Genomic DNA, 24,384 nt, shown 5'->3' on the forward strand with positions numbered 1-24,384 from the left:
ATGCGTCAGTACTGGATGCCGACCCGCTACGCTCGCACAGGCTGATCACTGCAGACGTGGGAGCTCATACCGGTTACCATTGGGTTGACAGTCTACACATAGTGTGTATAAATACACACTATGAAAAGCCGGGAAATTATCTCGATCCTTCAAGGGGATGGATGGTTTGAGGTGGGCCGGAAAGGCAGCCATGTGCAGTTCAAACATCCATTCAAGAAGGGTCGCGTAATTGTTCCGCACCCCGAACGGGATGTCCCACTCGGGACACTGAAGAGTATTGAAAAGCAGTCAGGTCTCAAACTGAGGTAAGCGCCATGCGTAACTATATTGGTCTTATCCATAAGGATGCCGACAGCGATTTCGGCGTCTCATTTCCAGACTTCCCCGGAGTGATCACGGCAGGCAAAAGCCTTGATGACGCTCGTGCTATGGCAGAGGAAGCCCTCACCCTTCATATCGAGGGTCTTGCTGAAGATGGAGAAGCCATTCCGGAGCCCTCTACTCTAGAGGATGTTATGGCAGATCCTGATCATCGAACTGGGGTAGCTATTTTGGTGTCGGTCAAACCCGAACAACCAAAGGCTATACGTGTGAATGTCACCCTTCCTGAGGACGTTCTGAATCAGATCGACAAATATGCTGAAGCGCACGGCTTTACGAGATCGGGCCTCCTAACTCAGGCCGCGAAGAGACTCATAGGAGAAGCAGCCTAAATCAAGGCTCTGAGTTCATTCGAAAAAGACCGCAATACGATCAGACGGACGCATTGCGGAATGGGCACCGCTATGTGGGCCGATGCGATGTTGACGCTGTTCAAAGCGACATGCCGAGACGCAGGTTGAATTCTGCCGATCGGCACGAGCGTGGTCCCCGGCACTGTTACGTTGCACCCCCGGACTCCTCGGCACTCCGAGCCTGCGCGCCTTGATCTGCGTCGACAGCACCGTGAGCCACGTTCGATGGAACGAGGCGTGGGATTGCAGTTTGATGGCGAAAGCATTTGGACGAGGTGAATTCCGGCTCCGGCAGCAATTCGGTTGCGGGGGCCGATTTCGTTGTCAGACGGCCAGCCGTAGGCTCAACGGATAGCCAATACCGAATAAAGGCCGGCGGCGTGGACAGTGGTCGGCCAGTTGCGACGGATGCGAAGAAGGCCGCGGTTGAACATGACGCGAGCATCCATGGCCGTGGACCACCTGGACGATCCGCTTAGCTCTCGCGGCATAGTTTGCCTGCCCATAGTTCCAAATTTGCCAGTTCTAAATTTTTCATCCGCCAATACCGGCATAAGAGAACGGATTTATTTCGATGAAGCAGCCGGAGCGCCTCTTCGATTCTGAGCCGCAGCCATCTTCCGGAATTCGCTCTATGGCCCCTTGGGGCCGACCGAGATCTTGTCAGGACCGACCTCGGGACTGACGTTTGCGAGAACCGGCTCTTCGCCGAACGGGCGGTTGATGATGGCAAGCGCCTCCGAGGCGGCGTACGCGGTTGCGCGCGTAGCCGGTCCGCTCCCGTAGGATGCCCACCTCTTCCAGCTGCGCGATGCCCTGGTTGATCTGGGCGGTAGAGATGTCGAGAAGTTCGCGGAGCCGTTTCGCCGTCACGACCGGATAGTTGTGAAGCTCGTCCAGCGCCCGAAGAGCCGCAGAAACCCTTACGGAATTTCCGGCGACCCCTCCAGCGTTCGGACAACTCCGACAGCGCCTGCCGGGTGCGGATGAGCTCTTCAACGGTGGCGGTCACGGCGTCGGCCATGAACGTGATGATCGGCTCCCAGTCGAGCCGCTGCTGGGCGTTCTTGAGGGATGCGTAGTACGTGCCCTTCTTGCTTTCGATGTAGGGAGAAAGGTACAGCGGTACACGCTTCTCCGCCGCCATCATGAGCGGGAGGAGGAGACGACCCACGCGACCGTTGCCGGCGCGAAAGGGGTGTACCGCTTCGAAATGGGCGTGCGCAATGGCCATGCGCGTGATGAACCCTTGAGTCATCTGCTGCATGCCCTCGTTCCGGAGGTAGTCGACCGCCTGAGCGAGGCAATCTGGCACGTCGGGTGGGGGTGGAGGATTTATACTTGAATATGCGATGTCTTTGTTCCCGCCGATCCAGACTACGCGCGTTCGGAAGTCGCCGGGATCGTCCTGATAATCCGGGTCGTCCTTCATCACGCGCGATGGAGATCCTTGATCGATCAATAGTGAAGACGCCGTAGCCAAGCTCGGTGGCCCGCGGGACAAACCTATCGAGGGCGACGGCGTAGCTGCAGACCTGGCGTGCCTCGTTGCGGGCGCCGTCATCGCCCGTCTCTTCGACGGAAAGCAGTTCGTCGAGAGTGCTCTGGGTGCCTTCGATCGACGAGGAACTGACCGCCTCGCGCCTGGTAAGGATGGCGTTGACCGTCCCGAATGCCGCTTGTGCCGCTTCCAGGGCTTTCGCTGCACCGGGGGCGAATACGCCGTCCTCTGGAGGTGCCGGTGGAACGATCCCGTAGTGGGAATCGTAGGGTGGCGGAAGCCGTTTTAGGGTTTCCCGGATGGTGCGGCTGAGATCGCTACGCTTCATGGAACCCAAACTAAGAGGCTAATTTTGCTAGTTATATTTTGGGTTGTTGCAAAAAACCATAACACACCGCGATCGCTGAGGCTTTATTTTGGTTCGCAAGGAAGCAATTCCCTCGTGTTTATGAGTTCCGGCCTTTGCAAAGCGGGTTGATGGATCTGAGGCTCTCAAAGTCTCTTTCGTTATCGGTCCACGATGGATCCGTTCGCCTCTCGGCTATGGCAGCGATGATCGTCTAGGCAGCTAGGTTTTTCGCAGTTTCTTGCGCGGGCGGGAACGCCGCAGGGCCTGGGCCGGGCGGCCTAGTCAAGAGCCGGCCCGGCGAAGGCCGCGCGCAAGCGAAATTCGTCCGCGCTTCATCGATAATTTTACTTATCATGATGGCTGCTTGATAACAATACTGATCGGTCAGCTTGAGACATGTCGGCGTTTCGATATATAATACAGATCGAATGACTTATTTGATCAGGATAATATATTGTGACTTACCAAAGTGAAGAGCTCATCAAAGCCGCCTCCGCTCAGCGCGCAAAGGCGGGCATGAGCCAACGCGCGCTGGCGGCCCGCGCGGGTATGACCCAGGCGCACATCTCGCAAATCGAGACCAGTCGCCTCGAACCGGGCCTGTCGAGCTTCATGCAGATGGCGCGGGCGCTCGACCTGGAGCTCGTCCTTGTGCCGAAGAAACTTCTTCCCGCGATAGAGGGCTTACTGCGATCAAACGCTGCCGAATTCTCGTCCGAACAAGGATCGTCGGATGTCTTCAGCAAGGCCGAACGCATCGTCTCTGGTCAAAGGAAACGCTATGGCAGTTCAGCCACCCTCGACCGCATCGCCGAATATTTTCGCTTTCTGAAACAGGTCCATCTTTCAAAAACCGACCTGGCACTTGTCTCAGATATCGTCGAGAGCCTGCGTCCCTATAGCGTCGAACCTATACCCAGGGCTCTGCTGGAAGATTCTGCAGGCGCGTTACAGGGTGTACGCAACAGGGTCGCTCATCCCGAAGAAGCCCCTCGCCCCGCCTACGCTCTCGACGATGAGGACGACGATGCCTGACGTATCCGTTCTAAATGTCCACCTGCACGATACCCCGATCGCGACTCTCACACTCGTGCAGGGCGATCGTTCGCTGCTCGCCTTCAATCAGACCTACATCGATGACGCCCACCGTTCCACCTTGAGCCTGTCTTTCAAGGACTCGTTCGGGAATCTGCTCACCTCGTTCAAACCGTATCAACAAGTTCTCGCGCCATTCTTCTCCAATCTTCTGCCGGAAGGGCCGCTTCGTCGCTATCTTGCGGAACGGGCGGGCGTGAAGGAACGGCGCGAGTTCTTCCTCCTGTGGATGCTGGGCCGAGACCTTCCGGGTGCCCTGTCGGTCCACCCGGCCGATGGAGACGCGCTGCCCCCCCAGGTCGAGGAGAATCTTACGCCCGATAAACGGCAGAACATGATGCGCTTCTCGCTTGCGGGCGTGCAGCTGAAGTTCTCCGCGCTCAAGAATGATCCCAAGAAGGGCGGACTCACTATTCCGGTCGAAGGTGTCGGCGGTTCATGGATCGTCAAGCTACCGTCACATCAGTATATCGGCGTGCCTGAGAACGAATACTCCATGATGACCCTGGCGAAGGACATCGGCATGGATGTGCCCGAGCTTCAACTGATCGACGTCGAGGCAATCAAAGGTCTTCCGGACGGAATCGGCGAACTCGAGGGGCGGGCGTTTGCCGTGAAGCGGTTCGACCGCACGGCTGATGCTCCGGTCCACATGGAGGATTTCGCTCAGGTATTCGGCGTCTTTCCGGATGAAAAATACGACAAGGCGAATTACCGAAGCATCGCGCGTGTCCTCGGCATTGAGACTGGTGAGGCCGACCTCGCCGAGTTCGTCCGACGACTCGTATTCAGCACACTGATCGGCAACGCCGACATGCACCTGAAGAACTGGTCATTGATCTACCCTGATGGGCGGACACCCGTCCTGTCGCCCGCCTACGATCTGCTCTCGACTATTGCGTACATCCCGGACGACAAGATGGCGTTGAACTATTCGCGCACGAAGAAGATGGCCGAATTCTCAAAGGACGAGCTGGCGCATCTGGCTGCCAAGGCGAAGATGTCGGAGACGCTTGCGCTCGAAACGGCTGCGGAAACGGTGCAGCGCTTCAAGAAACTTTGGAAGGAGCGCAAGACAGAACTCCCGCTGCAACGACAAGTCATCGAAGTCATCGATGCACATACCGAGACGATCCCGATCTACAAGGAGCTCTAAGGCTTGAATAGCCGGGGTTTCTGACAGAATAGAGTGAGAGACGCTTCCTTCCCACTGGTTATTTGAATTCGATGAAGTCCCTGCGCGCGGACTGTGGGGTCAGGCGAGCCTCGCCCGGCGCTGGATATGAAATTCTTGAGTTGCGAGTAGACCGTCATTGACGGTTTCTATCAGATCTATGCGTCGATCCCAGCGAAGTTGCCTCCATCGCGTTACGCACCTACGCCGCAACGTTAGTCGCATTGATGGCGGAGCGGGAGCGAATGCATGCACTGTCCTCAATGCACAAAGAGGAGGTAGCTGCGATCAGCGTTGCGCCGATTGCTCGTCTCGTCGGTCCAGCCGACGGCACGGCGATAGCTGCCCATCACCCCGGCCTCCTTGACGGTGACAAGATCGACCCGCTCTGTCTCATCGGCAAAAGGGGAGACGTAGAGCGCGTCCTCAGGACAATAGAGCTCGCAGAGGAAGCAGGTCTGGCAATCGCTCTGCCGCGCGATCACCGGAAGCCCGTCCGTTTTGTCGAATACGTTGGTCGGACATACCGCGACACAAATGTCGCAAGAGGTGCAGCGCTCGCTATCGATGACCTCGATCATTCCGCAGCCTCCGCGTAAGCCGCCTCGGCATGGGGCCGGACGGCGGTCCAGACTTCGTCAAGGCCGCCCGATGTCAGGTAGTGGCGCTGCCGATGGTCCTGCTCGGGGAAATCGTCACGACGATGCATGCCGCGGCTTTCCTGACGCGCCAGTGCGCTGCGGTACATCCATCGCGCTGTGGCCAGCATCGCCGCGCTTTCACGCGTGCGGAGCAATTCGGCCGCGCCGGCAGCGCCTGCTTCCGAGACATCGCGCCAGGCGGCATCGAGGCGCGCCAGCGCACCACCGAGCCGTGAGGCCTCGCGGAAATAATTCAGCTCATAGGGGAAGACCTCGTCCTGGACGGCTCGCGCCAGCGCGGCCGGCTCGAATGCGCGCCGCGACCGGCTCCGGAGGCCGACCGTTCCAGCCGAGGACAGCTCTCGACCGTCAGCGGCTTGCCGCGCGTAGTCCGCGGCGCCCTGCCCGGCCAGCGTCCCCGACGTCATCGCCCAGGCGGCGTTGTGGCTGCCGCCGCCGGTGAAGCCACCGCAGATCAATTCGCGCGTCGCCGCATCTCCGGCGGCATAGAGCCCGGGGACGGTGGTTGCGCAGGTCTCGTCGACGATGCGAAGGCCGCCGGTGCCACGCACGGTGCCTTCCAGTCGCAGCGTAACCGGAAAACGATCCTTGAACGGATCGATTCCGGTGCGGTCGAAGGGCAGGAAGAAATTCGGTTGCGAGGCCCGCATGTGCAGCTGGACGTCCGCGTCGGCCTTGTCGAGCCGCGCATAGACCGGCCCCCCGAAGCAGGGCTCGGGCAATCGCGGAACGACCGCCTTTGGATGCAGCACCAGCTGCCGTCTTCATAGGTGAAGTTGGCCCAGCCATAGAACAGCGTCTTGGTGACCGAGCCGAACGCCGGCGAGATCGCGTAGGGATTGGAAAACTCCATGCTGCTGAATTCGGCGCCGGCTTCGGCGGCCATGAGATAGCCGTCACCGGTGAGCACGTTCGAACCTAGCGTCTTGCTCAGAAACGCACAGCCGCCGGTCGCAATCACCACCGCTTTGGCGCGCACGGTCCAGCGATCCTGCTTCTGGCGACGCAGGCCGCTCGCGCCCGCAACCGCCCCGGCCTCGTCGAGCAATAATTCCAGCGCCGGGCTGTGATCGAGGACGGTGACGCCGGCCTGCTTGGTCCGCTTGCGCATCAAGCGCATATATTCGGGGCCTTGCAGCGAGTTGCGCTGCGACTTGCCGTGGTCATCCACGGGATAGGGATAGCCCCATTCGGCGAGGCGATTGCTCTGCTGAAAAGTGAGATCGAGCGTGCGGACCATCCAGCGGCGGTCCTGAAGATATCCGCCGAGCTTCTCGCGGCTCGCCATCGACGCCTCGCGGTCAGTCGGCGTGGGATCGACGTACCAGACGCCGGTTCCCGCCGCCGCGGTCGAGCCCGAGGTGCCGCAAAAGCCCTTATCGGCGAGAACAACACGCGCGCCGCGTTCGGCCGCGCTTACCGCTGCCCAGGTGCCCGCGGGCCCGCCACCCAGCACCAGCACGTCTGCATCATATTCGACCGATCCTGAAGGTGCGGACCTACGCTCGGCGCGATGGATTTGGTTGGTCATTGAACACGTCCCCAAGTTCGAACCATTACAATTGGCGCGCTCACGCCGAAACCGGCGCCTTCCAGCGCATGAAGCGCCGCTCGATCACCTCGAGCACAGCGTTGAACGCCAGCCCGATCACAGTGATGCCCAGGATGCCGAAATACATCTGCGGGATCAGGAAGCTGTACTGGCTGTTGATGATGAGATAGCCGAGCCCCGCCTTCGCCCCGACCATCTCGGAGGCGACCAGCACCAGCATGGCAGAGGCGCTGGCGAGGCGAATGCCGACGAAGATGGTCGGAAGCGCTGCCGGAAGAATGACCTTGCGGAACAATTGCTGCGGGCTCGCGCCCATGGTGCGCGCCGACTTGATCAGGAGCGGATCGACCTGCTTGACGGCGGCGATCGTGTTGAGCAGCAGCGGCCAGGCGCAACTGTAGATTACCATCGTGATCTTCGACATCTCGCCGATGCCGAGCAGCAGGATGAAGACCGGCAGCAGCGCCAGCGGCGCGGTGTTACGGCAGATTTCGATGAACTGGTTCAGGAGATTGCCGAGCCGCGCGTACCAGCCGACGAGAAGGCCAAGCGGAACGATCAAGGCAACCGAGATCAGAAACCCGCTCAAGGCACGCAGCAGGCTTGCTGACACGTCGTCATAGAGCTCGCCGCTCTGTGCGAGCTGCCAGCCGGCGGCAATCACCTCGGAGAACGGCGGCAGGAATACCGGATCGACCACCCCAAGTCGCGGGGCAACCTCCCACACCGACAGCAGCACGATGAGCAGCAGCGAGCGATGCCCCAATGCGCCGAGCGCGCGCAGGGCAGCATGAAGCCGGCCGGCGATCCGTGGGGATGCGCGATCTCCGCCTGACAACGCGTTCGGACGCCCATGCGCGAGCTCCAGCAGCGTCAGCGTTTCAAGGCTAGACATGCGCGATCTCCTTCACGTCACTGTTGCCGCGACGGACATCGGCGGGGCGGCTCGATTGTCCCTGCTGCGCCTTCTGCACCTCTTCCCGGAGCAGGCTCCATATCTCGTGCCTGACCTGACCGAACTCCGGCAGCGAACGCACGTCCTCATCTTCGCTGCGCAGCGAGGCCGGAATGTCGAAGATTTGCTTGATCCGGCCCGGGCGCGAGGTCATCACGGCCACGCGTTGGCCAAGCGCTACGGCCTCGTCTATGCCATGGGTGATAAAGACGATGGTCTTGCCGGTGGCGCGCCAGATCCGCAGCAGCTCGGTCTGGAGCGTCTCGCGCGTCTGGGCATCCAACGCGGCAAACGGCTCGTCCATCAGCAGCACCTCGGGATCGTAAGCAAGACTGCGGGCAATCGCGACGCGCTGCTTCATGCCGCCGGAGAGCTCGTGCGGATAGCGGCTGGCAAATCCGGACAGGCCAACGAGGTCGAGGAAATGCCGCGCGATCTCGCGTCGCTGCGCGGCCTTCAGCCCGGCGATGTCGAGCCCGAACTCGACATTCTCCAGGGCGGTGCGCCAGGGAAACAGCGCGTATTGCTGGAACACGATGCCGCGGTCGCGGCCGGGCCCTTTGATCTGCCGCCCGTCGAGCAGGATGCGGCCGCTGGTCGGCGTCGTCAGCCCACCCAACAGATCGAGCAGGGTCGATTTCCCGCAGCCGCTGGGACCGACCAGGGCCAGGAACTCACCAGTGCGAACATCGAGCGTGATGTCCTCGAGGGCGGTGAAACGGCCCAACGGGCCGCCTCCCTCGCCGCGCGTCACGAATTCCTTGCGGACGTGTTCGAAGCTGATTTTGATCGGGCTCGCTTGGGTCACTGGGCCTCCGCCGTCTTGCCGGGACGGAAATAGTTGAAGGCGTTGGTGTAGGTCTCGGAGGCCTTGACCTGGCCCGGCTTGAACAGACCGTCCTTCTCCAGCCAGTCGATCCACACCTGGATCTCGGCATCCGAGATCACCCCGCCTTTGCTCGCGACGCCCGTGCTCTTCCAGTATTTGATCGGCGTCGCGTCCTCATTACGTTTGCGCTCCGCGATGATGCGCCCGAAGCGCGCGCGCACCTCCTCGGGCGGCGTCGACTGCGCCCAAGCGATGGCGCGCGAAATGCCCTCGATCAGCTTGCGTGAGGCCTCCGGATTGTCCTTGATGAACTTGTCGCGCAGGACGTAGGAGCCGCCGGTGAAATTGCCGAACAGACCGGTGTCGTTGAACAGCGAGTGGATGCCGCCACGCTCCAGTGCCTTGTCGCGCAGCACGCCGCTAAGGGTGCTCACTTCGACCTGGCCCTGGCGTAAGGCCTGTTCACCGCTGACCGGCGGGATCGCGACCAGCGTCACCTGCTTGGCTTCCGCTGATGTCAAGCCGTTGCGGGCGAGATATTCGCGGAGCACAAATTCCAGATGGGCACCGAGCGTATTGACGGCGACCTTCTTGCCGATCAGGTCGCGCGCGGTCTTGATTGGGCTGTCGTCCCTGACGAAGTAGCCGTTATAGGTGTTGGCGTCCGAGCCGTAATAGCCGACCACGGCCTTGATGGGCGCCTTTGCCGCGATCAGCTTGAGGATCGCGCCGTAGAAAGCCCCGCCGATGTCGATATCCCCGGTCACCACGGTCTGGATGTCCTGTGGGCCGCTGATGGTGTTGCCGACCCATTTCAGCTTCAGGGGCGCCAGATAGCCGAGGTCGTCGGCGAGCTCGATGAAGGTCACCTGCCCCGCCCAGCCCTGATACCGGATCTCGCTCTTGTCGAGCGGCGGCTCGGCGAAGGCGGGAGCGGCAAGGCCCAATGCCAGCGCGCTGACAAGCAGCCGCCGTGCGGCGCTCCGTGCAGCACGATGCCGCGCTTGAAAAAATTGAAACAGAGAGTTCATGTGTCAAACCCGGTCAAGTGTTGGAGATCAAGCGGCCTTGGGCGCCTGCGCCTTCGGCGCCTTGACGCGCGTCACGCTGTGACGACCGTCGACGCTGACAGGCACTTCCCCATCGATGGTGGCGCGGCGGACGACGCGGTGCTGATCGCCATAATCGTTGACGGCGTAGTGCTGGGTTGCCCGGTTGTCCCAGATCGCGAGGTCACCGGCCTGCCAGGTCCAGCGTACGGTGTTCTCGGGCGCGGTGATGTGGGACTGGAAAAGCTCGAACAGCTTCTGGCCATCATATTTCGGCAAGCCGACGAAGCGCTGCACGAAGTTGCCGAGCACCAGGGTGCGTTCGCCGGTTTCGGGATGAACCCGCACGACCGGATGCTCCGTCTCATAGATCGTGCCGGTAAAAACCTCGTCGAAATGCTTGCGATCCGCTTCGCTCGCGGGCGTCTTCACCGCGTAGTCGTAAGCGTTGCTGTGGACCGCCCAGAGCTCGTCGGCAAGCTTGCGCAGCGGCGCCGGCAGGTCGAGATAGGCCGCCGCCGTGTTCGACCACACGGTATCGCCGCCGTATGGCGGGATCACAACGCCACGCAGCACCGAGATTTTCGGATAGGCATCGACGAAGGTGACGTCCGTGTGCCACTGGTCTGCACGACCGCCGCCACGACCTGAATCGAGCTCCAGGATCGATGAAGTGCCCTTGGTCGCACCGACCGTCGGATGCGGCACGAGCTTACCGAGCCTGATAGCAAAGCGCTCCTGCTCGGCATCGTCGAGATGCCCCTGGTTGCGGAAGAAGGTGACCTTGTGCTCCAGCAGCACATGATTGATGGCGCGAATGACGTCGTCGGACAAATCGCCTGATAATTTGACGTTCCGGATTTCGGCACCGAGCCGGGCCGCACGTTTGACGATATCGGCGCGCGGAATGACGTTGTCGATGGTGATCGGGTTGCTCATGATCGTATCTCTCATTGAATTCGTGGACAAAGCTCCGCCATACGCCGGTCATGCCGGCGGCGGCGGACAGTGACGGGTGGTTTCCTGGTTGGCCCTAGGGGATCACGTCGGCGGCTAGACAGTCGGCAGCAGGCGGATCCCGGCGGTACAGCTCTCCGCCATCGCCGCAGTGCGAAGCGATGCGCACAGCACCATTAGCCGGGCCACATTGCGAACGATGTTTGGATCGGATTGCCGCATGGTGAACGACCTCGCTTGGACGTTGCCGATGGTAAAAGCGATGGCGCTCCAGTCAATGAAACGAAACCAGCGTTGTTTTCGGCGCCGCGCAATGATCGCTTCGTTGGGACGGCGAGCACGGAAAGATTTGCGATCATGACGGCCCATGCGAGCGCCTCACATGCGCGAAGACGAGCAAAATCGAGCCAACGGACGCACGAAACGACGCGGTTCATTTGCCTTGATCACCAGCACGAACGCACTCATCTCCCGCTAGCGACGCGCTCGTATCGTTCATGCTCGCTTCGCCGACAACAACGCAAATTCATTACATCGACAGCTTTGCGAGCATCGACATAGAGTCAACTGCAACGCGCGCGGTGACGCCGCGATCCGGAGATAACCAACCATTGCGAGCCAGATGATGAGCAAACGCCAGCTTTCCCTCAACTTCTTCATCTATCCGGACGGTCATCACGAGGCCGCGTGGCGGCACAAGGCCTCGACGACGGACCGCATTCTCGACGTCACCTACTATCAGGAACTGGCGCAACGCGCCGAAGCGCACAAGTTCGACGCGGTCTTCTTCGCCGACGGGCCGGTGCTCTCGGATAACGTCCGCTACGCGCAGCGCTTCCGGCTCGAGCCGATCACGCTTCTCGCCGCGATCGCGTCGGCTACCACGCACATCGGCCTGATCGCGACCGCTTCAACCACCTACACCGAACCCTACAATCTCGCTCGGCTGTTCGCGTCGCTCGATCACCTCAGCCGCGGGCGTGCAGGATGGAACATCGTGACGACAAGCTCGCCACAGGCAGCGCAGAACTTCGGCCTGCCTGAGCATCCTCCGCATCACGAGCGGTACGAGCGGGCGCGCGAATATCTCGATGTCGTCACCGCGCTATGGGACAGCTGGGAGGACGATGCGCTCGTCAATGACCCCGTCTCCGGCATTTTCGCTGATACCAGCAAGATCCACGCGATCGACCATATAGGGAAATACTTCCGCGTGCGCGGCCCGCTCAACGTCTCACGGACGCCGCAGGGCCGGCCCGTCTATGTCCAGGCCGGCTCTTCCGAGGACGGACGCGCCTTCGCAGCGCGCTTTGCCGAGGCCATCTTCACGGCGCACCAGACGTTGGCGAGCGCGCAGGAGTTCTATGCCGACATCAAACGGCAGGCGCGTGCGTTCGATCGCAGCCCTGACCAGATCAAGATCCTGCCCGGCATCTCGCCGTTCATCGCCAGCACACAAGCGGAGGCCGACCGGCTTCAGGACGAGTTCAACGCGCTGATCCAGCCGGAGTTCTCGCTCGCCCAGCTCCGCCAGATGACCGGGCTCGACCTCGCCGGCTTTGATCTCGATGGCCCCTTCCCACGTCACCTGATCGATACCGACGGTGCGCATGGCGTTGCCAGCCGCTTCAAGCTGATCGTCGACATCATCGATCGCGAAAAGCCCACGATCCGCCAGCTGGTGCAGCGCCTCGCCGGTGCGCGCGGGCATTGGGTCATCGCCGGCCCCCCGGAAAAGATCGCCGACAACATCCAGACCTGGTTCGAGAACGGCGCAGCCGACGGTTTCAACGTCATGCCTCCGTGGCTGCCGGGCGGGTTCGACCTGTTCGCCGAACAGGTCGTGCCGATCTTGCGCAAGCGCGGCCTCTTCCGCCGTGATTATGCGGGCAGCAGTCTGCGCGATCACTACGGTTTGAGCCGCCCGGCCAGCCTGTTCTCGGGCGCCGTGCGGGCCATTGCGTGAGGGTGGAAAACCAGTCGGGCCGTGCGCACGTCGTCTCTTCAGCAAGGTGCGTTGCCGGTTTTGAACAGAATGTCCGCCTCAGAACCGTCCAGCCTGACCAATTCGCAGCGCCGAAACGCCAAGCCAGTCGTTGAAAGCAGCAAGAAAAAATGCCGTGATCGCAGCACGTCTGGCGATCCGTCGATAAGAACGCGGGCGCCAGTTTCGGACGCCTCGATTAGTATACAGTTGCGCCACCATCGCCCGTCCGCTGCCAGGAGGGTCATCCGATGTTCATGTTCAAAACGGACGAATCGGGTTCCTCTCTTGGTCGGGAGCATCAAGACTCCGCCTGACGGCGCCTTCAAACAAAATCATTGCAATTAGAAGTCGAAGAGCAGAAGGCCAGCGCACGTCTCTGCCCAGACCGAAACATCAAAGTAACTGTGGCTTGATCCGCGCCGGCTCCGATCTAGCGGTTCTCTATAAAAAGGTGAATGCAAACAGGCTTGCGCACAGGAGGACAAATCCCGCTCCAGTCAGGCCCAGGAAGCTTCCTGAGATGAGATCATGTTCGCGCATGAGTGCCTCAGCTGTCTCTGCCAGCTTCGAATCAGAGCAGGTTTGGAGCGGCTGTTGTTAGCCCGCTTGCTCGCACTTTTTCGGCTATTGCGCGTTGAAAATGCATTTTTTGGACACTGCTCGAGACGACTGAGGCGTGTTGCAGCAGCAGGCCTCGTTTAAGGCTTGGCATACGACTTAAGCTGCTTGGACGTTGGCCGTACAAGATGGTCCAGAACCTCCGTCCAGGTAGATGTGAGCGGCTTCATAATTGCGATAAGAGTTCGGGAGTATCCTTTCGACATGCGTGGGTCTCTGATTGTCCTTGCCATCTTTGCAATTATCTTGGCCGTGCGCGGACACCAGCGTGAGAGTGTCGCGTTGCGTCCGACGGAAGCCATGCCGCCTGTCAACGTACCTTAAGGCTTGGCGGGAGCAAGGAATGCGTTGGCAAGATGCTGATCATTTGGGGCGTTTATCTCGTCAGTCAGATTCGAAGAACTATCCGCCGGCGCCGGTCGAGGGCAGAGCGCGGTGAGCAGCGCTATCGGAAGCGTTGAGACAGCCCAATCCGCGGAAACGTTCCGCCGTGCCCGCGAGATGCGGCGAGAGCCGACACAACCATCTGTTTGACATGCGATGCGTTTTTTGGAGGTTGCCGTGACAAAGCTTAGAGTTCTACTTCCCGCCTGCATTACCATCCTGGCGGGCAGCACGTCGACTGCGCTCGCGTGGGGACAGCTCGGGCATTCCGTGATTGCTGAGCTCGCGCAGCGACATCTCACCCCGGCTGCCACGACCAAGCTCAAGGACCTGATCGGAGAGACCTCGTTGGCGTCGATCTCGAACTGGGCTGACGACTACAAGTTCACGGCAGAAGGGAAGAACACGTATCGCTGGCACTTCGTCGACATCGATGTCGCCCGCGCCACTTATGATTCCGCGCTGGACTGCAATGAGGCAAACAATCAGGGCACTTGCATCGTGCGGGGCCTGCCTGAGGCGATTGCGGTGTTAAAGGACACTTCGCGCAGTAAGGACGACAGGCTGCGTGCGCTCAAGCTGGTGGTTCATCTTGCGGGTGATCTTGAGCAACCGCTTCACGCAAGTGAACGGGATGGCGACCAGGGTGGTAACAAGTTGCACGTCATATTGCGTGCCAAACGCTCGGATGGAACGTCATACACGCGCGCATCGACGTTTCACAGCATGTGGGATGATTCTCTGATCGACCTTCAGGCCTATTCGTGGGGAAGCTATGCGGACGCAATCGACGGTGCATCGTTGCCGGCGGTTGAGCCCGCTCCCTATGATGAGGCACGCATCGCTGCTTGGGCCAATGACACCCATGCGCTCGGGATAAGGGCCTATCAGCTTCTGCCTCAAGGTGCGCCGGAGCAGAACGACGCTGGTCATCCCATTGAGCTCGGAGCGGAGTATGCCGCTGCCGTCAAATCAGATCTTGATGGCGAGCTGGCAAAGGGAGCTGCGCGATTGAAAGCCATCCTTGAGGATGCACTTGGAGATTCGTGATGTGAGGCGAGCGTTGACCAACAGACGCGTCCGATCACAACTTTGTTCATCTCTCGAAGGCAACGCGAAACGCCGCCGTTGATTTGATATTTCTGCGCCCTTATTTGCGTCCTAGAGGTGGCGTCGGCTGCTACAGCACCGCCAGCTCGTTTGATGAAACCAAGGCTGGAAATGCAGTCGACGACGAAGCATTTGGACGAGATGAGAGGACCGTCGGCTCCAGCTCTCGGGGACGGTTTCGTTGTTGCGCTATTTGGACGGCGGCCACAGCGGGCTATCCGCCCACTTCCGCGCAGCTGGATCGTGCAGGGGATCGCCTCCGCAGGCGAGGCAGACGTAGCCCGGCCGGCCGGGCGCCTCGTCGTCAGGCACGGCCGTCATCGGCTTGCCGCAGGTCGGGCACAGGGTTTCGGCTTGCGTAGAGCCTTGTGATCGGATTTCCCCCCGTGTCGCGCGGCGATCAGGATGGAAGGCGCTTCCTACCCAGATTGCCGCGCTACACCTCCGCTGTGAGCTTAGTTTCTCTGGCGCCGTGAGCTCAAGCAGATCCTTTAAATCCGTCCGACGCATCAGCAGGCCCTTGACGGAACGCGCATCCGGCAATGATATTCGGGTTATCAGTGATGTTGCGGGGGGGCGTCGTGGAAGAGTTCTATAGTGGCTTTGCGCAGCGGGCGCGCGATCTAGCAGAGAAAGCCGACCCATTCACCAAGCGGCGGCTTCTCGACCTCGCCCAGCGTTACGATCTGAAGAGCAGACCGGGATCGCCAGGCGTTCGGTCCCTCCCGCCGCCCCGCGCAACGCCGCCGACGGTGCTCTTCTCCGGCGCTGGCGAAGTGTGATCCAACCCTTCGAAGCGATTACCGCCCGCCCGAGACGGTTATCTTCTCCGGACTCTCATTACGCAGGTCCCCGAATTCTCTTGCTGAGATTATGGCAATTTTCTCATCATTTGTTGCAGAGAATAGCTTGTCAGCGCAATGATTAGCTTGCATAATCTCTGCAAGAGATGATGAGATTATGGCCTACATTCATGAACTGCCTGCTTGGCCCACATTCACTTGGGATATGCAGCGGATTGCAGACCGATTGGCGGCGGTCCGTCATAAGCAGGGCCGCCTGCTCGGCCGGATGGAGCGGCTCGGATTCCCCCTCAAAACTGAGGCTACTCTTCAGACCCTCACTGAAGAAGTGGTGAAGTCGAGTGAGATCGAGGGTGAGATCCTCGATCATGCGCAGGTTCGGTCCTCCATCGCTCGTCATCTTGGTATGGACATTGGGGGCCTTATCCCTGCCGACCGGTACGTCGAAGGCGTGGTCGAGATGATCCTCGACGCCACCGAACACTATGCCGAGGAGCTAACTGCCGAACGCCTCTTCGGCTGGCATGCCGCGCTCTTCCCCACTGGGCGCAGCGGTATGACCAAGATAGTCGTCGGCGCGTGGCGGACGGTCGAGACTGGACCCATGCAAGTTGTCTCGGGCCCGATGGGTCGCGAGCGCGTACACTATGAAGCTCCATCGGCCGAGCGTCTCGATGCGCAGATGCAGACCTTCTTGGAGTGGTTTAACCGTAATATCGTTAGCATCGATCCCGTGTTGAAGGCCGCTCTCGCTCATCTTTGGTTCGTGACCATCCATCCATTTGAAGACGGCAACGGTCGTATTGCGCGTGCGATCGCTGACCTTGCGCTGGCAAGATCAGAGCGGAGCCCGCAAAGGTTTTACAGTATGTCCGCGCAGATTCGGCGCGAGCGGAACGACTACTACTCAATTCTCGAGCGGATCCAGAAAGGAAACCTCGACATCACCGATTGGATGGCGTGGTTCCTGGATTGCTTAGATCGCGCCTTTGACAACGCGGATGCCATTCTCGGGAGAATTCTCCAGAAAGCGGACTTCTGGGATCGTCATGCGGCTCGCCAGCTCAATGAACGTCAACGAACTGTGCTTAATTGCCTGTTCGATGGATTTGAGGGCAAGCTAACGTCCTCAAAGTGGGCAAAGCTAACGAAGGTCTCCCAGGCGACGGCGGCAAGGGACATTGAGGAATTGATCGAACATGGCATCCTTAAGAAAGATGCCGCCGGGGGCAGAAGCACCAGCTACTCGCTCGTTGACACACACAGCTGATGGCGGAACGGGAAGGATGAGGAGGAAGAAGCATTTGAGAAGATCCTCTCAACGCAACTTAACCGCAACATCGACGTCGTTAATTCGTCGAGACAAGAACTCTCGTTGCTGAGGCTTCCTCAACACGGGTGATCGGCTCTATCAACCTGCTGATCGAGTAGGCCGGCTTGCCTGCTTACGCTGTGATGACCTATTGTGCAGATGTCCATCGATGTGCGGATGCCAAGCGCAAGTTCGTGTTCACGGCAATCTTGATCCTTCGCCGCCGCCGATCTCCTAGGGTGCTCGCCATTTACTGCGTTAACCTCGGACTCGTTCATCCTCGTCCTTAAGAGAGACTGTCGTTCTAGAACGCCGAAGTAGGGCAATTTGAAAGGCGTTGAATGCGATGATTGGCACCGAGACACGAACTGCAGCCGGCATTCTCACACTCACCGCTTTGCGCGGTATCGGCCCTGCTACGGCCGAGCGTCTCGCTGAACGATTCTCGCTTCTTGAAGCGATTTTGGGCGCCGAGCCTGCGAAGCTTCGATCGGTCGTTTCGGCCGCGGTGGCTGAATGCCTTCAGGAGCCCGCCGCCATTGTTAAAGCCAGCGAGAAGGCACAGCGAGTGCTCGACGAGGCGGATCGGCGTGGGGTGCGTGTTCTGTCGATCTTCGATACGGATTATCCAGTGGCTCTGCGCTCTCTTGCCGATCGCCCGCCCATCCTGTTTGTGAAGGGCCAGCTTCCGCCGCGCCGCAGCGTCGCTTGCATCGGCACGCGCGAGCCGTCCGAATTCGGCGAAATCGTCAGCGATAGGATCGTGGAGACACTGGTCGGCGCCAATTGGGCGATCGTGAGTGGCCTTGCGATCGGCGTCGATACGTTGAGCCACCAAAGCGCATTGCATCACGGCGGGCGGACCGTCGCTGTGATGGCGGGTGGTCTTGAGGGCATTTACCCGAAGCAGAATAGCAAGCTCGCCGAAGAGATTCTGGAAAAGGATGGCGCGCTGATCAGCGAGCAGCCTTTCGGCGTGCCGCCATCCCCGCGCAATCTTGTGCAGCGCGATCGCCTGCAAAGCGGGCTTTCGATAGCAACCTTTGTCATGCAGACAGACATCAAGGGCGGCTCGATGCACACGGTGCGCTTCACGATCCAACAGGACCGCGTGCTGTTTGCGCCAGTGCCGCAGGGCCGTCATGCCACAGAGCCTAAGAGCCAGGGCATCTTGGCCATGACGCAGTTGCCCGCGAGCCGCTTCGCCGAAGCTGTGCGGGCTGAAGGTGACTACCGACGCATACTCGCCGAGAGGTATGGCAACCGCCCGGTGGCTGTGCCGCTAGCCAGCAAGGAAGACTACGCCTCCATGCTTGGCTTATTGGAAAGCCGCTTGGCTGGTGGCGAAACCCAAACAGTCGCTCCGCCGTCGTCACCCACGCAGATGTCGATGCTCTAACGGCTGGGATGTTCCTGTTTGACCTCGACATGACGCTTTTCGATAGCTCGGCCATTGCGCAGCAACGTCGCTTTCAGATGTGGGACAATGTCCGGCAGAATATGCATCTGATCCGGCCGTTCCCCGCGCAAGGCCGCGCGGCGCCTCATGAGCTTCCCGCCCTTCTCAGGGCGGACGGACAGAGGATCGGCATCGTCACCTCTTCGCCTGAATGGTACGCGACTTCAGTCCTCCAGCAATTCCGCATCCCTTACGACGTGCTGGTCAGCTACGGCAATACCCAGAACCACAAACCCGACCCCGAGCCGATCCTGGAAGCGCTACGTCGTGTCGGCGTGGCTGCGACGACGGAAACGCTCTACATCGGTGATGATGTCGGTGACATCGAAGCCAGTTACCATGCCGGGGTGACTTCTGTTGCGGTCCGATGGGGGCCTACGTCAATCTTCGAGCTTTCCTCCAGTGCACCGGACGTCTTCATGTCGAAGGCATCCACCTTGCTGAGACGCGAACATTCCTGGCCGCGGCTATATTGGCGAAGCGTGAGCGCAGCCGTGTTGTCGCTGAAGAGTGATGATACCCACGCCAAGATTCTCGGTGAGGCCGTAGGTCGAGCCATCGCAACCCTCGACTGGGCACCGGACTATGTTGTGCCGGTTCCGATGAAGCCTTCTCAACAGCGCAATCGCTTTGAATTGCTGCTCAATGAGGCAGCAGATCATTTCGATGAGGACATCGAACTGGAGCTGAAGGGCCTGCGTGTCGTCAAGGAAATCGAGGGCTACAAGCAGATGAATTCGCTGGAGCGCGCCGAAGCAATCAAAGGCGCTTTCCATTCTAATTTCAGATGGAACAATAACAAGATCTTGCTGATCGACGATGTCTACACGACCGGGGAGACCACCGGGGAATGTGTCCGGACACTCGCCGCCAGCGGCGCCGGCGAAGTCAGGATCATGACGCTGGCGAAGGACCAGCGGGTATTTGCTCGCAAGACCTGCCCCGCCTGCGGTCGCTCTATGAAAATCCGGGAGAATCACACAACCCATTTCAAATTCTGGGGCTGCTCGGGTTATCCTCACCACTGCCAAAACACTGAAAACTTCTAGAGCATGATCCCGAGAAGTGTGCAGCGGTTTTCGGAGGCTCAAACAATAACCTAAAGCGCGACGAGGATTCATCTCATTCTCATCGCGCTTTAATGTGCGCGTGAGCGATTGATCCGCGCTCCAAGCCAGAAAACATGCCGAGCGAGCGCGGAACGAACGACGCCATCGACAACGACCGGCATTGAAGAAGAGGAAGACGGACGTGGATCTGAATGGCCAGCGGTTTGAGGCCCGTCCAATCAGACGTGCAGAGCTCACGCGAGATGAGAGTTGACGTTGACGAATAACCCGGCCGAACCGTTTCCACCCGTCTGCTCGTCGCTCACTCCGCTCGGGCGGTCTTGCGGGCACGCACAACATGATCCCGTGTAGAGAGTGCCAAACGGCGGCGGCTAAATCGCGTCAGGCGAGCCATTTTCCGGAGCGCCGCGCTCTGCCTGCTCCTGCAGCTCGCGTTCGGCTTGATGCCAGAATTCGAGTTCGCGCCCTTCCGGCCTGCCTGCTTTCTCCCAGAGCTCGTGGGCCTTGTTTTTGATCTGCTCTTCGGTCGGGAATGCCATGGCGGACTCCGCGGGGGCACGGTCCCGCCTTTGGGGGGCTTTGGGGGTATGCGGCAGGACCGTGGGGGCACAAGGGCCCTTTCATTGAACCGCCCAGAAGCCAGCATGTTCCAATAACCAGGGCGAGGCATGAGATGCGCCCGAGCAAAATTAGCGCGCTCCAACCTCAGAAGGCCGGAAGGCCTAGCTAAATTTCCCCTCAGCACGATCTTACCTTCACGAGCGTATGATGCGTTTAGATGCAGACGTGCGGGCCGCTGCCGGCCGCCTTGGCGACCGGCTCCATCCGCGTGCAGCCAAAGGCGTCGCTAGAACACCGGCTTGCTTGTTGTCATGCGCTGCGGCTCGCCAGCTACAATCGCATCGAGAAAAGCGCTGTTGATATTGGTGCCCTCGCTGACAGCAGGCGACTTTACTTCCATCGCCTCCAGGGCACGGGGCTCTGTTCGGTGACGCGCTATCTCGATCGATGCGCTCGATCAACTTCTGAGAAAAGGCTAGCTCAAGTATGCGATCATTCTTCTCGAGCGCTTGGCCTAATCGGATCCACCGTAGCTAAACCTGGTATATTTGCTTGAGATCCGGCATCTGTGCGAGGCCGTCTTTGCCGGTGGCCAGGATGTTCAACACGAACCTTGAAAGTCACAGCCACGCCCTTCCCTAGCGCCACATCGTCGGCGTCGAGCGAAGTGCCTCAAGCGCGACCTGCCTTAGGCGCTCCGCTGTTGTCTCACCCTTGGTTGCGGCTTCGATCAACTTGGAGGCGACATGGGCACGAAGGCCAGTTTCACTGCGGGAGATCTCCTGGCAGACCTCATCAAGCACGGCGCGGAGAAGGACACTCGTCGCTGGGTCCAACACGGGCGACTCCGAAAACGTGAAGGAAAATAAGGGCACGAGCAGGCACGTTGCAAATTTGATCTTTCGTCTGAAAGTAGGACAATATAAACTGTTAGCCCGGATGACGCACCCAGGCCGGGTGTCAACGAACACGGACGACATTGCGCAACTAGGGGCAAGAACGGACCCGGCTGTCCTGGCGGAATTCGGCGTTGAACTGGGATTTGTTGATGATTTTCACCGCAGCGGGATTGCAACAGGCCGATCCAGCTGTTCAGCACGCCCCCCAACGGTTGGATGTGAACCCATCCGCTAGGCAGGCGCGGCCGAGCGGGTGGTCCGGAACTCGCCGCGCGCAGACGAACAATGGATTCGATGTCCGACCGTTTTCCCTATTATGAGATTTTGCTCACTCGCCGTGGCCGCGGCTGGTTCTGGTCGCTCTCGACGGATGAAGGGATGCTGGTCATGGCAGGTTCAAAACGTAGCCGGCTGGCCGCCCGGTATGAGGCTAACAGGGCTTTGTTTTTGCTGCTCAGCGCGCCAGGCGGCGCGCGACATCCAGCTTCACCGCCGCGAGCTGGCGAGCGGCCAGGTGTGCGGCGTTAGCTGCTGCGGCGCCGTCCCGAAATCAACCAGATATGTTCGGAGAATGATGATGACGAAGCGCGGACCGAAGGAGCTATCTCAAGCCGGCATCGTTTTTCCAAAGAAACCTCGCCCGGCAAAAGCAAAAAAGCTGACGGCGACAATGAAGCGTCGTGCACTCAAGGTGCAAAAGGTCGAACGAGCTGCAACATCATCGCAGTGAGCGCGGCTGGGATCAGCACGCGCGCTGGAGCACCGCCCTGCCTCCTGGCGCGACGGAGATCGTGCTCGCTTATCACCGCGCGGTCAGCCTGCGAGCCTCCGTGGTATCGAGCAGGATGTTGTCGATCAGCCGGGTTGAGCCAACATAACCTGCGACACAAATCGCAGCAGGACGCGTCAGCTCGCTTGTAGCTGGCGTGAGCGTTTCGGCATCGACGATTTCCAGGTATTGCAGCTCGTCGATCTCTATAGTCTGCCTGGCGAGTGACAACAGCCGGATGGAATCGCGCTCGCCTGCCTGAAAGACAGCCTTTGCTGCGAAAAGGCCGCGGCTGATGGAAAGGGCGCTGCTGCGTTCAGGAGCGCTGAGATAGCGGTTCCGGCTGCTCATGGCGAGCCCGTCCGGATCGCGAACCGTCGGGACGGTGACGATTTCGATCGGGAGATTGAGATCGGTGACCATCCGCCGCACTACGGCACATTGCTGAAAGTCCTTTTGTCCGAAGAACGCCAGATCAGGCTGCACCATGTTGAACAGCTTGCAGACGACGGTCGTAACACCCCGAAAGTGGCCGGGCCTGAACGGGCCACAGAGGGGCTGTGCCGGTGCACCCGGTTCGACAAAGGTGTCGAACCCCGACCGATACACTTCCTCCGCCCCGGGAGCAAAGATAATATCGACGTCAGCCTCGCGGCACAGTCGTTCGTCTCGGGGGAAGTCCCGTGGATACACGCTGAGATCTTCCTTCGGGCCAAACTGGGCCGGGTTGACGAAGATGCTGACGACCGTGGTGTTGCAGCGTGCCCGGCTCGCTTTAACAAGCGCGAGATGACCATCGTGCAGGTATCCCATTGTGGGCACAAATCCGACGCGACCATTCGGTTTGTGACCAGCGAGGGCGCGGCGCAGCTCGCGGACGGTTTTTATGGTGCGCACGACGCTAAATTCCGTCCCGCTCGCCTGGCGTCCAGTTTGCGACGACCTCCGCCAGGGATTCCGGCAAACGGTAGGACTCCTGAGCGTCCGGAAATGTGCCCTCCCGGACATCGGTCGCCCAGCTTGCGAGGGCATCCTGCAAGACCTGAAATCCGTTCGAATAGGGGCGCACGAATTTCGGCCGGTGCCCCTCCGTCAATCCGACCACGTCGTGGAACACGAGTACCTGGCCCGAACATTTCGCTCCCGCGCCGATCCCAATGGTCGGAATCTTCAGGATCTCGGTCACACGCGCTGCAAGCTCGGCCGGAATGCCCTCGAGCACGAGCGCAAAGCATCCCGCTTGCTCTAACCGGTGCGCGTCCTCGAGCAGTTGCAATGCAGCCTCGCTCGTGCGACCCTGCACCCTGAAGCCGCCCATGACGTTGACGCTTTGCGGGGTGAGGCCGAGGTGTCCCATCACCGGGATTTCGCATTGGACCAGCGCGCGTATCATGTCGATGCGCTTGGCGCCCCCTTCCAGCTTGACGGCATCTGCTCCCCGTTGCAGGAAGCCACCTGCGTTGCGGATAGTTTCCTGCGGGCTGACATGGAAGCTGAGAAACGGCATATCAGCCACGAGCAGCGCACGAGGTCTTGTGCGCGCGACAGCCTCCAGATGATAGTTCATCATCGGCATGCTGACCGGAAGGGTATTGTCGTAGCCGAGACAGACATTGCCGACGCTGTCGCCCACGAGGAGGATATCGACGATGGAATCGGCAATCCGCGCTGTCACGGCGTCATAGGCGGTGGTCATCGTTATGCGCCGCCGTTCCTCCTTCCATTGTTGAAGGAGCGGAATCGTCACTCGCGCACTGGGCGCTTGAGATATGTGGCTCATCTGCGATCCCCGGTTGTGTTCAATCCGCATTCGTTGCAGCTGCGCTTCTTAGGGGAGACGACAGAAATGGGTCAATGGTCAATTTAAGAAAGAGAAAATGTCTCTCTGAATGGCAACATCAGCAGGCCGGAGGTTTTGATGATTGCGCGATCATGGTGTGAGTACTTCTTCGCGTAACCAAATCCCGCGGCGTTGAGCACGTGGAGGGGCGCAACTGTTCCGGTGATGGACGGCTTGCGGCGCGCGGCCGGGGACATTGCAGACGAGGTTAGGCAACAGAAACACGTCTATTGCACGCCGAACCAAAAATGCCGCGCGGGTCTTAGGGACGTCCGAAAGGCAGCAGCGTCCCTTGGGCGCCAATGGCTTGATCTCGGAAAAGGCGACACGGGAGTGGTCGTCAATGTAGACGGGCTGGGAGCGCCGGGTAATGCCGTCTCCGATCCCTCCAAAAACGCCACAGCGTTATGATGTCGATGTGAATGATCTCGCCTGGGCTTTCACGCTCATATCGGCCTTCCCCGCTCAGTCAGCTCCTCGCGATCCGGTTCAATTCTAAGCGACGAGGATGGCTGACGGCGGCCGTCGACACTTCGACCTGGTCGGCGATCTGCGTGCCGGTGTAGATGTCGGCGCAATGCGTCGAAGCCTGCACATGTGGCTGGCGGGACTTGGCGACGAAAGGGTCTGGAGGAGCGATTGCGCAACCAAGCAACACCTTCCGCGCGGAACCGCTTGACCTATTTTCAATCGTCTTCGGCAAGATGTTTCACAG

At 60.0% G+C, this 24,384-nt stretch carries 22 protein-coding genes and 2 pseudogenes; 11 read left to right on the forward strand and 13 right to left on the reverse strand.

The window, feature by feature from the left end:
* Positions 1 to 120 precede the first annotated feature (120 nt).
* Together L6637_RS38480 and L6637_RS38485 are read left to right on the forward strand one after the other, a co-directional pair.
* A complete protein-coding gene (locus L6637_RS38480; RefSeq protein ID WP_128929956.1) occupies positions 121 to 309 on the forward strand; it encodes a type II toxin-antitoxin system HicA family toxin in 189 nt (62 codons plus the stop codon).
* A 5-nt stretch (positions 310 to 314) separates the two neighbouring features.
* The gene (locus tag L6637_RS38485; RefSeq protein ID WP_128929955.1) at positions 315 to 713 is read left to right on the forward strand and encodes a type II toxin-antitoxin system HicB family antitoxin; all 399 of its coding nucleotides are present in this window, start codon (positions 315 to 317) and stop codon (positions 711 to 713) included.
* A gap of 496 nt (positions 714 to 1,209) precedes the next feature.
* On the opposite strand, the gene L6637_RS38490 is transcribed toward L6637_RS38485, so the two are convergent.
* Together L6637_RS38490 and L6637_RS38495 are read right to left on the reverse strand one after the other, a co-directional pair.
* On the reverse strand, positions 1,210 to 2,298 hold the full coding sequence (locus L6637_RS38490) for a Fic family protein (protein ID WP_308421745.1): 1,089 nt from the start codon (positions 2,296 to 2,298) through the stop codon (positions 1,210 to 1,212).
* A pseudogene (locus L6637_RS38495) lies at positions 2,255 to 2,563 on the reverse strand (Fic/DOC family N-terminal domain-containing protein); the annotation flags it as partial. The pseudogene L6637_RS38495 and the gene L6637_RS38490, both read right to left, overlap by 44 nt.
* 537 nt (positions 2,564 to 3,100) lie before the next feature.
* Between L6637_RS38495 and L6637_RS38500 the strand changes: the two are divergent.
* Positions 3,101 to 3,619: a helix-turn-helix domain-containing protein gene (locus L6637_RS38500; protein ID WP_249798546.1), complete on the forward strand. Its 519-nt coding sequence runs from the start codon at positions 3,101 to 3,103 to the stop codon at positions 3,617 to 3,619.
* The gene (locus L6637_RS38505) at positions 3,612 to 4,835 is read left to right on the forward strand and encodes a type II toxin-antitoxin system HipA family toxin (RefSeq protein WP_128929953.1); all 1,224 of its coding nucleotides are present in this window, start codon (positions 3,612 to 3,614) and stop codon (positions 4,833 to 4,835) included. Before L6637_RS38500 ends, L6637_RS38505 begins: the two co-directional genes overlap by 8 nt.
* Positions 4,836 to 5,113: 278 nt before the next feature.
* Here L6637_RS38505 and L6637_RS38510 read toward each other — a convergent pair whose 3' ends face one another.
* The 7 genes and pseudogenes from L6637_RS38510 to L6637_RS38545 all read right to left on the reverse strand — a co-directional run bounded on the left by L6637_RS38510 (position 5,114) and on the right by L6637_RS38545 (position 11,226).
* Positions 5,114 to 5,434, reverse strand: a complete 321-nt coding sequence (locus L6637_RS38510) for a 4Fe-4S dicluster domain-containing protein (RefSeq protein ID WP_128929952.1) — start codon at positions 5,432 to 5,434, stop codon at positions 5,114 to 5,116.
* Positions 5,431 to 7,046 (reverse strand): annotated as a pseudogene (locus L6637_RS38520) (FAD-dependent oxidoreductase). Before L6637_RS38520 ends, L6637_RS38510 begins: the two are co-directional and overlap by 4 nt.
* 40 nt (positions 7,047 to 7,086) lie before the next feature.
* Positions 7,087 to 7,962 carry an ABC transporter permease gene (locus tag L6637_RS38525; RefSeq protein WP_128929951.1) on the reverse strand — a complete coding sequence of 292 codons (876 nt, stop codon included), beginning with the start codon at positions 7,960 to 7,962 and terminating at the stop codon, positions 7,087 to 7,089.
* The gene (locus L6637_RS38530; RefSeq protein WP_206733218.1) at positions 7,955 to 8,830 is read right to left on the reverse strand and encodes an ABC transporter ATP-binding protein; all 876 of its coding nucleotides are present in this window, start codon (positions 8,828 to 8,830) and stop codon (positions 7,955 to 7,957) included. The genes L6637_RS38525 and L6637_RS38530 overlap by 8 nt, the downstream gene beginning before the upstream one ends.
* On the reverse strand, positions 8,827 to 9,882 hold the full coding sequence (locus L6637_RS38535; RefSeq protein WP_128929950.1) for an ABC transporter substrate-binding protein: 1,056 nt from the start codon (positions 9,880 to 9,882) through the stop codon (positions 8,827 to 8,829). Before L6637_RS38535 ends, L6637_RS38530 begins: the two co-directional genes overlap by 4 nt.
* 27 nt (positions 9,883 to 9,909) lie before the next feature.
* Entirely contained in the window at positions 9,910 to 10,839 is a 930-nt protein-coding gene (locus tag L6637_RS38540; RefSeq protein ID WP_128929949.1) for a TauD/TfdA dioxygenase family protein, read from the reverse strand.
* Between the two features lie 114 nt (positions 10,840 to 10,953).
* On the reverse strand, positions 10,954 to 11,226 hold the full coding sequence (locus L6637_RS38545; protein WP_128929948.1) for a hypothetical protein: 273 nt from the start codon (positions 11,224 to 11,226) through the stop codon (positions 10,954 to 10,956).
* A 253-nt stretch (positions 11,227 to 11,479) separates the two neighbouring features.
* On the opposite strand from L6637_RS38545, the gene L6637_RS38550 reads away from it, so the two are divergent.
* From L6637_RS38550 to L6637_RS38575, 6 genes are all read left to right on the forward strand, one after another.
* The gene (locus L6637_RS38550; protein WP_128929947.1) at positions 11,480 to 12,823 is read left to right on the forward strand and encodes an LLM class flavin-dependent oxidoreductase; all 1,344 of its coding nucleotides are present in this window, start codon (positions 11,480 to 11,482) and stop codon (positions 12,821 to 12,823) included.
* A 1,200-nt stretch (positions 12,824 to 14,023) separates the two neighbouring features.
* Entirely contained in the window at positions 14,024 to 14,896 is an 873-nt protein-coding gene (locus L6637_RS38555) for a S1/P1 nuclease (RefSeq protein ID WP_164934264.1), read from the forward strand.
* A 641-nt stretch (positions 14,897 to 15,537) separates the two neighbouring features.
* Complete coding sequence (locus L6637_RS38560) at positions 15,538 to 15,738, forward strand: hypothetical protein (RefSeq protein ID WP_128929944.1); 201 nt, start codon at positions 15,538 to 15,540, stop codon at positions 15,736 to 15,738.
* Between the two features lie 178 nt (positions 15,739 to 15,916).
* Complete coding sequence (locus tag L6637_RS38565; protein ID WP_128929943.1) at positions 15,917 to 17,029, forward strand: Fic family protein; 1,113 nt, start codon at positions 15,917 to 15,919, stop codon at positions 17,027 to 17,029.
* 388 nt (positions 17,030 to 17,417) lie between these two features.
* Positions 17,418 to 18,470 carry a DNA-processing protein DprA gene (locus tag L6637_RS38570; protein ID WP_128929942.1) on the forward strand — a complete coding sequence of 351 codons (1,053 nt, stop codon included), beginning with the start codon at positions 17,418 to 17,420 and terminating at the stop codon, positions 18,468 to 18,470.
* An 8-nt stretch (positions 18,471 to 18,478) separates the two neighbouring features.
* Entirely contained in the window at positions 18,479 to 19,579 is a 1,101-nt protein-coding gene (locus L6637_RS38575; protein ID WP_128929941.1) for an HAD-IA family hydrolase, read from the forward strand.
* A 392-nt stretch (positions 19,580 to 19,971) separates the two neighbouring features.
* Here L6637_RS38575 and L6637_RS38580 read toward each other — a convergent pair whose 3' ends face one another.
* Positions 19,972 to 20,139, reverse strand: coding sequence for a DUF2934 domain-containing protein (locus tag L6637_RS38580; RefSeq protein WP_128929940.1), 168 nt, complete (start codon positions 20,137 to 20,139; stop codon positions 19,972 to 19,974).
* A 1,498-nt stretch (positions 20,140 to 21,637) separates the two neighbouring features.
* Between L6637_RS38580 and L6637_RS38590 the strand changes: the two genes are divergently transcribed.
* Positions 21,638 to 21,790: a hypothetical protein gene (locus L6637_RS38590; RefSeq protein ID WP_164934263.1), complete on the forward strand. Its 153-nt coding sequence runs from the start codon at positions 21,638 to 21,640 to the stop codon at positions 21,788 to 21,790.
* 72 nt (positions 21,791 to 21,862) lie between these two features.
* Here the strand turns inward: L6637_RS38590 and panC are convergent, their stop codons facing one another.
* The 3 genes from panC to L6637_RS38605 all read right to left on the reverse strand — a co-directional run bounded on the left by panC (position 21,863) and on the right by L6637_RS38605 (position 24,372).
* Positions 21,863 to 22,726: a pantoate--beta-alanine ligase gene (gene panC / locus L6637_RS38595; RefSeq protein ID WP_164934262.1), complete on the reverse strand. Its 864-nt coding sequence runs from the start codon at positions 22,724 to 22,726 to the stop codon at positions 21,863 to 21,865.
* Positions 22,727 to 22,730: 4 nt separating this feature from the next.
* Positions 22,731 to 23,609 (reverse strand): 3-methyl-2-oxobutanoate hydroxymethyltransferase, encoded by an 879-nt coding sequence (panB, locus tag L6637_RS38600; protein ID WP_128929937.1) that lies wholly within the window; start codon positions 23,607 to 23,609, stop codon positions 22,731 to 22,733.
* Between the two features lie 529 nt (positions 23,610 to 24,138).
* On the reverse strand, positions 24,139 to 24,372 hold the full coding sequence (locus L6637_RS38605) for a hypothetical protein (RefSeq protein ID WP_128929936.1): 234 nt from the start codon (positions 24,370 to 24,372) through the stop codon (positions 24,139 to 24,141).
* Between the last annotated feature and the right edge of the window lie 12 nt (positions 24,373 to 24,384).

Origin of the sequence: Bradyrhizobium zhengyangense (genome assembly GCF_022012435.1) — a bacterium.
GTDB lineage: Bacteria > Pseudomonadota > Alphaproteobacteria > Rhizobiales > Xanthobacteraceae > Bradyrhizobium > Bradyrhizobium zhengyangense.

Bases quoted from the DNA above. Each gene is read 5' to 3' on its own strand.
- L6637_RS38485 (WP_128929955.1), top strand. From the start codon at position 315: ATGCGTAACTATATTGGTCTTATCCATAAGGATGCCGACAGCGATTTC.
- L6637_RS38590 (WP_164934263.1), top strand. From the start codon at position 21,638: ATGACGAAGCGCGGACCGAAGGAGCTATCTCAAGCCGGCATCGTTTTT.
- L6637_RS38505 (WP_128929953.1), top strand. From the start codon at position 3,612: ATGCCTGACGTATCCGTTCTAAATGTCCACCTGCACGATACCCCGATC.
- L6637_RS38500 (WP_249798546.1), top strand. From the start codon at position 3,101: ATGAGCCAACGCGCGCTGGCGGCCCGCGCGGGTATGACCCAGGCGCAC.
- L6637_RS38480 (WP_128929956.1), top strand. From the start codon at position 121: ATGAAAAGCCGGGAAATTATCTCGATCCTTCAAGGGGATGGATGGTTT.
- L6637_RS38535 (WP_128929950.1), bottom strand. From the start codon at position 9,882: ATGAACTCTCTGTTTCAATTTTTTCAAGCGCGGCATCGTGCTGCACGG.
- L6637_RS38545 (WP_128929948.1), bottom strand. From the start codon at position 11,226: ATGGGCCGTCATGATCGCAAATCTTTCCGTGCTCGCCGTCCCAACGAA.
- L6637_RS38525 (WP_128929951.1), bottom strand. From the start codon at position 7,962: ATGTCTAGCCTTGAAACGCTGACGCTGCTGGAGCTCGCGCATGGGCGT.
- L6637_RS38565 (WP_128929943.1), top strand. From the start codon at position 15,917: ATGGCCTACATTCATGAACTGCCTGCTTGGCCCACATTCACTTGGGAT.
- L6637_RS38575 (WP_128929941.1), top strand. From the start codon at position 18,479: ATGTTCCTGTTTGACCTCGACATGACGCTTTTCGATAGCTCGGCCATT.
- L6637_RS38550 (WP_128929947.1), top strand. From the start codon at position 11,480: ATGATGAGCAAACGCCAGCTTTCCCTCAACTTCTTCATCTATCCGGAC.
- L6637_RS38540 (WP_128929949.1), bottom strand. From the start codon at position 10,839: ATGAGCAACCCGATCACCATCGACAACGTCATTCCGCGCGCCGATATC.
- L6637_RS38490 (WP_308421745.1), bottom strand. From the start codon at position 2,298: ATGACGGCGCCCGCAACGAGGCACGCCAGGTCTGCAGCTACGCCGTCG.
- L6637_RS38510 (WP_128929952.1), bottom strand. From the start codon at position 5,434: ATGATCGAGGTCATCGATAGCGAGCGCTGCACCTCTTGCGACATTTGT.
- L6637_RS38570 (WP_128929942.1), top strand. From the start codon at position 17,418: ATGATTGGCACCGAGACACGAACTGCAGCCGGCATTCTCACACTCACC.
- L6637_RS38580 (WP_128929940.1), bottom strand. From the start codon at position 20,139: ATGGCATTCCCGACCGAAGAGCAGATCAAAAACAAGGCCCACGAGCTC.
- panB (WP_128929937.1), bottom strand. From the start codon at position 23,609: ATGAGCCACATATCTCAAGCGCCCAGTGCGCGAGTGACGATTCCGCTC.